This window comes from Micromonospora sp. DT227 (assembly GCF_049841835.1).
Taxonomy (GTDB): Bacteria; Actinomycetota; Actinomycetes; order Mycobacteriales; family Micromonosporaceae; genus Micromonospora.
The window spans coordinates 457,833-465,018 of record NZ_JBNCLA010000006.1; the positions used below are offsets into that span (position 1 = coordinate 457,833).

Annotated in this window: 6 protein-coding genes; 1 reads left to right on the top strand and 5 read right to left on the bottom strand. The window is 77.2% G+C overall.

The window, feature by feature from the left end:
• Positions 1-58 precede the first annotated feature (58 nt).
• A complete protein-coding gene (locus ACLQ2W_RS22895) occupies positions 59-1,021 on the bottom strand; it encodes an acetylxylan esterase (RefSeq protein WP_425788468.1) in 963 nt (320 codons plus the stop codon).
• A gap of 191 nt (positions 1,022-1,212) precedes the next feature.
• Between ACLQ2W_RS22895 and ACLQ2W_RS22900 the strand changes: the two genes are divergently transcribed.
• Positions 1,213-2,238, top strand: coding sequence for a LacI family DNA-binding transcriptional regulator (locus tag ACLQ2W_RS22900; RefSeq protein ID WP_425788470.1), 1,026 nt, complete (start codon positions 1,213-1,215; stop codon positions 2,236-2,238).
• Positions 2,239-2,251: 13 nt separating this feature from the next.
• On the opposite strand, the gene ACLQ2W_RS22905 is transcribed toward ACLQ2W_RS22900, so the two are convergent.
• The 4 genes from ACLQ2W_RS22905 to ACLQ2W_RS22920 form a co-directional block, all read right to left on the bottom strand.
• A complete protein-coding gene (locus tag ACLQ2W_RS22905; RefSeq protein WP_425788472.1) occupies positions 2,252-3,550 on the bottom strand; it encodes a D-alanyl-D-alanine carboxypeptidase family protein in 1,299 nt (432 codons plus the stop codon).
• Positions 3,551-3,645: 95 nt separating this feature from the next.
• Positions 3,646-4,362 carry a polysaccharide deacetylase family protein gene (locus tag ACLQ2W_RS22910; RefSeq protein WP_425788474.1) on the bottom strand — a complete coding sequence of 239 codons (717 nt, stop codon included), beginning with the start codon at positions 4,360-4,362 and terminating at the stop codon, positions 3,646-3,648.
• Positions 4,359-5,564 (bottom strand): MGDG synthase family glycosyltransferase, encoded by a 1,206-nt coding sequence (locus ACLQ2W_RS22915; protein WP_425788476.1) that lies wholly within the window; start codon positions 5,562-5,564, stop codon positions 4,359-4,361. Before ACLQ2W_RS22915 ends, ACLQ2W_RS22910 begins: the two co-directional genes overlap by 4 nt.
• Positions 5,565-5,687: 123 nt before the next feature.
• The gene (locus ACLQ2W_RS22920) at positions 5,688-6,968 is read right to left on the bottom strand and encodes a D-alanyl-D-alanine carboxypeptidase family protein (protein WP_425788478.1); all 1,281 of its coding nucleotides are present in this window, start codon (positions 6,966-6,968) and stop codon (positions 5,688-5,690) included.
• Positions 6,969-7,186: the final 218 nt, after the last annotated feature.

Consider the following 7,186-nt stretch of genomic DNA (forward strand, 5'->3'; position numbering starts at 1 on the left):
ACCTGGGTTCTGGGGGGGGCCCTTTTTACACAGCTTTTTTTAACCCCGCCCCCCCTCCTTACCCCAGCGTCGCGTGGAGGAAGTCGACCGCGGCGGCGTCGTCGTCGATGCCGCCCGCCTCGTGGCCGTTGAAGCGCCAGACCGTCAACTCCTTCTCGCCCCGGTAGTCGTGGTACGCGGCGTAGACCGTCGACGGCGGGACGATCTCGTCCATCAGCGCGACGGAGAAGCGGGCCGGCACGTCGGCGCGCCTGGCGAACGCGACCCCGTCGACGTAGCCGAGCGTGTGGAACACCTGTTCCGCCCGGTCCCGGTGCACGGCCAGGTAGTCCCGGATCTCGCGGAACGGCGCCGAGTCGGTGAGCCCCACGGCGCGGGGGATGTCGCAGAGGAACGGCACGTGCGCCACCGCCGCGCGCACCCCCGGGGCCAGCGCGGCGGCGGCCAGCGCGGCGGCCCCGCCCTGGCTGTGGCCCAGCACGGCGATCCGGGTCGGGTCGACGCCCGGCAGCTCACGGGCCGCGTCGACGGCCCGGACCGCGTCGGTGAGGAAGCGCCGGTAGTAGTAGCGGCGGGGCTCCTCCACGCCCCGGGTGGCCATGCCGGGCGCCTGCGGCCCGGCCGCCGCGACGTCCGGGGTGTCGCCGCGGCTCCACCCCGAGCCCTGGCCACGGGTGTCCATCTGGAGGTGGGCGAAGCCGGCGGCGGACCAGAGCAGGTTCTCCAGCGGGTGGCCGCGTCCGCCGCCGTAACCGACGTACTGCACCACGGTCGGCAGCGGCGTGGGCGCGTCGCGGGGCACCCGCAGCCAGGCCCGGACCGGCTGCCCGGCGAACCCGGGGAAGGTCACGTCGAAGACGTCCACCGCCGCCAGCGGGGTCGGCACCGGGGTCGCGGTCACCGGGTCGCCGCAGGAGCGGGCCTCGGCCAGCGTCTCGGCCCAGAAGGCGTCGAAGTCGGCGGGTTCGCGCAGGTCGCTGCGGTACTGGCGGAGCTCGGCCTCGGTCAGGTCGGTGAACACGCCTGGGCTTCCTCGTCGGGTCGGCGGGGGCGCGTCGCGGCACGGTCGCCGACGCGTTTCCGGAAGATTTCCGCAAGTTGTCCGAACGCTAGGGCCGGGTCGATCTGTCGTCAAGCCCTCGGCGTACGGCAAGATGTCCGTGGGGCGGAACGGTTTTCCGGTCGGTCCGGCAGCCGGCGAAGGGAACACGGGTGAGCGCGGACGACGAGCGCAGGGTGACCATCACCGCGATCGCACGGGAGGCCGGTGTCTCCGTGCCCACCGTGTCGCGGGTGCTCAACGGGCGTTCCGACGTCGCGCCGGACACCCGGGAGCGGGTCGAGGAGCTGCTCCGCCACCACGGGTACCGACGCCGCAACAGCCGCACGGTGCGCCGGGCGGACCTGGTCGACCTGGTCTTCAACGACCTGGACAGCCCCTGGGCCGTGGAGATCATCCGCGGGGTGGAGGACGTCGGCCACGCCGCCGGGGTGGGCATCGTCGTCTCGGCCGTGCACCGCGAGTCCAGCTCCACCCGGCAGTGGCTGCACAACCTGCGGGCCCGCGCGTCCGACGGGGTGATCGTGGTGACCTCGCACCTGAGCCCGGCGGTGCACGCGCAACTGCGCCGGCTCAACGTGCCGGTGGTGGTGGTCGACCCGGACGCCGGTGTGGCCGGGACGGACGTGCCGGCGATCGGCGCCACCAACTGGACCGGCGGCCTGTCCGCCACCGAGCACCTGTTGAGCCTGGGCCACCAGCGGATCGGGTTCGTCGCCGGCCCGCCGCACCTGCTGTGCAGCCGGGCCCGGCTGGACGGCTACCGGGCCGCGCTGGCCGCCGCCGGCGTGCCGGCCGACGACCGGTTGGTCCACCCCGGCGACTTCTACCACGCCTCCGGCTACACGGCCGGCGGCGCGCTGCTCGACCTCGACGACCCGCCCACCGCGATCTTCGCGGCCAGCGACCAGATGGCCTTCGGCGTCTACGAGGCGGTGCGCCGCCGCGGCCTGCGGGTCGCCGACGACGTCTCCGTGGTCGGCTTCGACGACCTGCCCGAGGCGCGGTGGGCCTCGCCGCCGCTGACCACCGTGCGCCAGCCGCTGGTGGAGATGGGCCGCCTCGCGGCCCGCACCGTGCTGCGCCTGGCTCAGGGTGAGGAGATCGAGTCGCCCCGGATCGAACTGGCCACCGAACTGGTGGTGCGGGACAGCACCGCCGCCCCCGCCGGCCGCTGACCAGTCGGACTTCTCAGTCGCCTTCCGGAATTTCCGGCTTCCGCAGGCCGGGCGCGGCCGACAGCGCCACCGCCGCGGCGTGCCGACGGCGACGGGCCAGCAGCACCGCTCCCCCGGCCACCACCACCGCGCCCACCGTGAGCGGCACGCCGACGCCCGACCCGGCGCCGGGCCGCGCCGCGCCGCCGCCCAGGCCGGCGTGCCCGGCCAGCGCCGACGCGGCCCCGGTGGCGGGCGTCGGCGAGCGGTCCAGCTCGCCCGGCTCCACCAGGCGGCCGACCGCCGCGTCCCGGTGCAGCCCGAATCCCCAGTCCAGCAGCGCCGCGCCCTGCTGCCAGCCGCGCTGGGTGGGGATCTCCGCGCCGAGCAGGGTCACCACCAGCCGGCGCCCGCCGCGCTCGGCCGCGCCGACGTACGTGTGCCGGGCCAGATCGGTGAAGCCGGTCTTGCCACCCAGCGCGCCCGGATAGTGGTCCAGCAGCATGTTGTCGTTCTGGATCTGGAACGCCTTCTCGTGCAGCGCCGGCTGGGCCGGCACCTGCGCGGTGCGGGTGGCGGTGTAGCGCCGGAAGGCCGGCTCGCGGAAGCACGCCCGGGCGATCAACGCCAGGTCGTACGCGCTGGTGAACTGCCCCGGGCCGTCCAGTCCGGACGGCGTGACCGCGTGCGTCTGCCGCGCGCCGAGCCGATGCGCCTCGTCGTTCATCGCGCGGACGCCGCCGGCCAGCCCGTCCGGGCCGCCCCCGAGCCGGGCCAGCGCGTTGGCCGCCTCGTTGCCCGACTTCAGCAGCAGGCCCAGCCAGATCGTCTCGATCCGGTAGCGCCCGCCCTCGGCCAGCCCCACGGCCGAGCTGCCCGGCTCGATCGCCAGGTCGCCGGCGGTCATGGTGACCTCCCGGTCCGGGTCCAGCCGGGGCAGCACGGTGGCGGCCAGCAGCAGCTTCTGCACGCTGGCCGGGACGCCGTACTCGTGCGGGCCGCAGCCGCCGAGCACCGCGCCGGTGTCCAGGTCGGCGACCAGCCACGAGGTCGCGGTCACCGGCGGCGGCGTCGCGGTCGCCGCGGGCGGCACGACGAGTCCGGTGGTGTCCAGCGCCGCGCCACCGACGGACCGGGCGGCCGGGTCCGGCGGCGGCGGGGCCTGCGGCGGACGGGTCGCCGGGGCCGGCACGTTCGGGCAGGGCGGCGCCCCACCGGGCAGCCGGCGGGCCGGCCCGCCGGTCCGGGTCGCCGCCACGACGGGTGTCACCGGCGCCGACAGCGGCAGGAGCAGGGCGGCGGCCAGCGCCACGGACGGTCCCCAGGTCCTCATGTCCCGCACGCTAGCCACGCCGACCCGAACGGGTCACCGGCTCCGGGATTCGCGCCCCGGCGGCGGTGCGGTGGCGTAGGGTCCCGCCCCTGCGGTCAGCGCGCCGCGAGCCCGTGGCCGCCGAGCGGGCCGACCTGCCACCCCCGGTGGCGGCACTCCGCGAGCAGTCCGGGCAACGCGGCGAGCCCGGCCCGCCAGGCGCCCGGCGCGGCGGCGCAGGAGGAGTCGTGCAGCAGGACCGTGCCGCCGCCGCGCAACCCGGCCAGGACGCGGCGGCGGACGCCGTCCCCGGTCGCCGACGCCGTCCAGTCCCGACCCCAGCAGCTCCACAGCACCGGCCGCAGACGCAGTCGCCGGGCGGCGACCAGGGCCGCGCCGGTGAGCACCCCGTACGGCGGGCGCAGGAACGCCGGCGGCCGGCCGGTCACGTCCGCCACCAGGTCGTACGCGCGGGTCAGGTCACGGACGGTGCCGGCCGGCCCGCGCAGCAGCAGGTTGTCGTGCGCCCAGCCGTGCAGCGCGACCTCGTGTCCGGCCGCCACCAGCCGGCGGCCCAGGTCCGGTCGGCGCCGCAGCATCACGCCGAGCACGAAGAACGTGGCCCGGATCCGGTGCGCGGCCAGCACGTCCAGGAAGTGGGGCGTCGACTCCGGGTCCGGGCCGTCGTCGAAGGTCAGCGCGACCCGGTCCGGCGACCCGAGGCCGTGCAGACCGGGCAGCAGGCGCTGCCGGAGGGCCGGCAACGCGGTGACCGCCGGCGCCGCGTGGGCCAGCGGCAGCGCCACCGCCGCGGCCAGGGCGGCGGTCCTCACCGCAGTCCGCCGGTGGACTGGAGCAGCGCGGCGACGACGGCCACCGCGTCGCCGACCGGGTCCAGCAGCGGCCGACGCCCCGGGTCGGCCGGACCGGCCGGGGCGGCCCGGCGCGCGGCCTCGGCGACCAGTCCGACCGGGTCCTCCGGCACCGGGCCGGCGCGCGGCCCGGCGGTCCCCGGCGGCGGGGCGCGGTGCGGCGGCGGGGCCGGCGGGCCGGCGTCGAGCACCGCCGCGAGCACCGGGCCGAGCTGTTCCGGGGTGCCCGCCCACCGGGTGAGACCGGACCGGGCCAGGACGTCGGCGTTCGCCCGCCCGTGCCCCGGCAGGGGACGGTAGGTGACCACCGGCACCCCGGCCGCGAGCGCCTCCTGACAGGTCAACCCGCCGGCGTTCTCCACCACCACGTCCACGGCCCGCATCAGCGTCGGCATGTCGTCCACCCAGCCCAGCACGTGCCGGCCGGGACCGCTCAGTCGCTGGCGCAGCGACCCGTTGCGCCCGCACACCACCACCGGTCGGGCCCCGGTCGCGCCGACCTCCGCCACCGTGGCCGCCACCTCGCCGACGCCCCAGGAACCGGCCACCACGAGGGCGAGCACGCCGTCGTACGGCAGGCCGAACCGCTCCCGGGCCCGCCGCCGGTCGAGGCCGGCGCCGCCGGCGAACGCCCGGGAGACCAGCGGCTCGACCACCGCGACGTCGGCGTCGGCGTCCCGTTGCAGCTCGGCGTGCCGCATCGTGCAGTAGACGTCCACGCCCGGCGCGAGCCAGGTGGGGTGCACCACGAAATCGGTCACGTAGGTGAGAATCGGGACACGGAGCCGGCCGCCGCGCCGCAGCGGGCCGAGAAGCTGGTTGGCGAACGGGTAGGTGGTCACCACCGCCCTCGTGTCCGGCGGGATGCGGCGGCGGATCCGGGCCCGGAACGGGCGCAGCAGCGCGCGGATGACGCGAACGGACACCCGGGACCGGCTGGTCAGCCGGAACAGCAGGTGGTAGCCCCGGGGTAGCCGGTGCAACACCCCCCGGTACGTCTCCCGCACCGCCCGGTGCACCGGCCCGGGCAGCAGATGGAGGAGGTTCAACCGGTCCACCTGGAACCCCCGACCGCGCAGGCGCTCCGCCAGCTCGTCGGCGGCCCGGTCGTGTCCGGCGCCGATGTCCGCGGAGACCACCACGATCCGTCCCGGGTGCGCCATGGGCGGCGCATACCCACCCGGACGGCGTCCACGCGGCGGGACCGGGACCGGTCAGGCCGAGCGGTCCGAGCGGGACCGGTCGGCGCGGCCGGCGGACGGATCCGAGCGGGATCGGCGCGGCGGTCAGGCGCGGCGGCGGCCGGACCGCCGGAGCCGGCCCCGCCGGGCGGCGAGCACCGCCACGGTCCCGCCGACGACGAGCGCCAGCAGGCCGGCGGCCGGCACGATGAGCGCCCAGTCACCGTCGGCCATCCGGTGCAGCGCGGTGCCGGCCGGCCCCCGCCACGGTCGCGACGTCGGCGTCGCCGGCGCGGCGGCCGCGGGTTCCCGGGTCGCCGCCGGCGCGGCCGGCTGGTCCAGCTCACCCGGGTCGACCAGCCGGCCGACCGACGCGTCCCGGGGCAGCCTGAAGCCCCAGTCGAGCAGTTGCGCGCCCTGCTGCCAGCCGCGTACCGGGCGGGCCTCGGCGCCGAGCAGCGTCACCACCAGCCGGCGCCCGCCGCGCTGGGCGACGCCGACGTAGCTGTGCCGGGCCAGCTCGGTGAAGCCGGTCTTGCCGCCCAGCGCGCCCGGGTAGCGGTAGATGAGCTGGTTCTCGTTCTGGATCTGGAACCCGCCCTTCTTCAGCGCGGGCTGGGCCGGGATCTGGGCCCGCTCGGTCATCGCGTACCGGCCGAAGCGGGGGTCGGCGAAGCAGGCGCGGGCGATCAGCGCCAGGTCGTACGCGCTGGTGAACTGCCCGGGGCCGTCCAGGCCGGACGGCGTGACGGCGTGGGTCTGGAGCGCGCCGAGCCGGCGTGCCTCGGCGTTCATCTGGTCGACCCCGGCCCGGGCGCTGCCGGCGCCCAGCCGGGCCAGCATGTTCGCCGCGTCGTTGCCGGACTGGAGCAGCAGGCCCAGCCAGAGCGTCTCCACCGGGTAGCGCCCGCCGACCAGCAGGCCCACCGCCGAGCTGCCCGGCTCGATGTCCAGGTCGGCGGCGGTGGCGACGGCCACCTGCTTCGGGTCGAGGCGGTTGAGCATGGTGGCGGCCAGCAGCAGCTTCTGGGTGCTGGCGGGGGTGCCGTACGCGTGCGGCCCGCAGGCGCCCAGCACGGCGCCGCTGTCCAGGTCGGCGACCAGCCAGGTGGTGGCGGTGACCGCGGGCGGCGCGGGACTGCCGGGCGGCGTGACGAGGCCCGGACCGGCCAGCGTCTCGCCGCCCACCACCTGCTGTTCGGGCACCGACGCCGGCGGGACGGGACGCGGCGGCCGGGACACCTTCGGCGCGGGCAGCCGTGGGCAGGGCGCCACGGCGCCGGGAGCGGGAGCGGGAGCCGGCGCGGGCGCGCCCCGCGCCGGGGCGGGCGCACCGGCCGCGAGCAGGGTGACGGCGGTGACGGCGGCCAGGACCCGGGCTCTCATGAAGAGGCACCTTACCCAGCGCGGCTCCGCCGGCGGCGCGGCTCACCGGGCCGGTGACGGTGCGCCGATCGTCCGGCCCCGCGCCGTGGTCGAGCCGGCGGAACCGGGCTGTCCCGACCGGCCCGCCGGGACCGGCGGGTCGGACGCTCCTATGGTGCGTCAAGTGGTTGGGGTGGGTTTTCGAGGCGTCGGTAGAGGTCTCGGGCGATGTAGCGCTT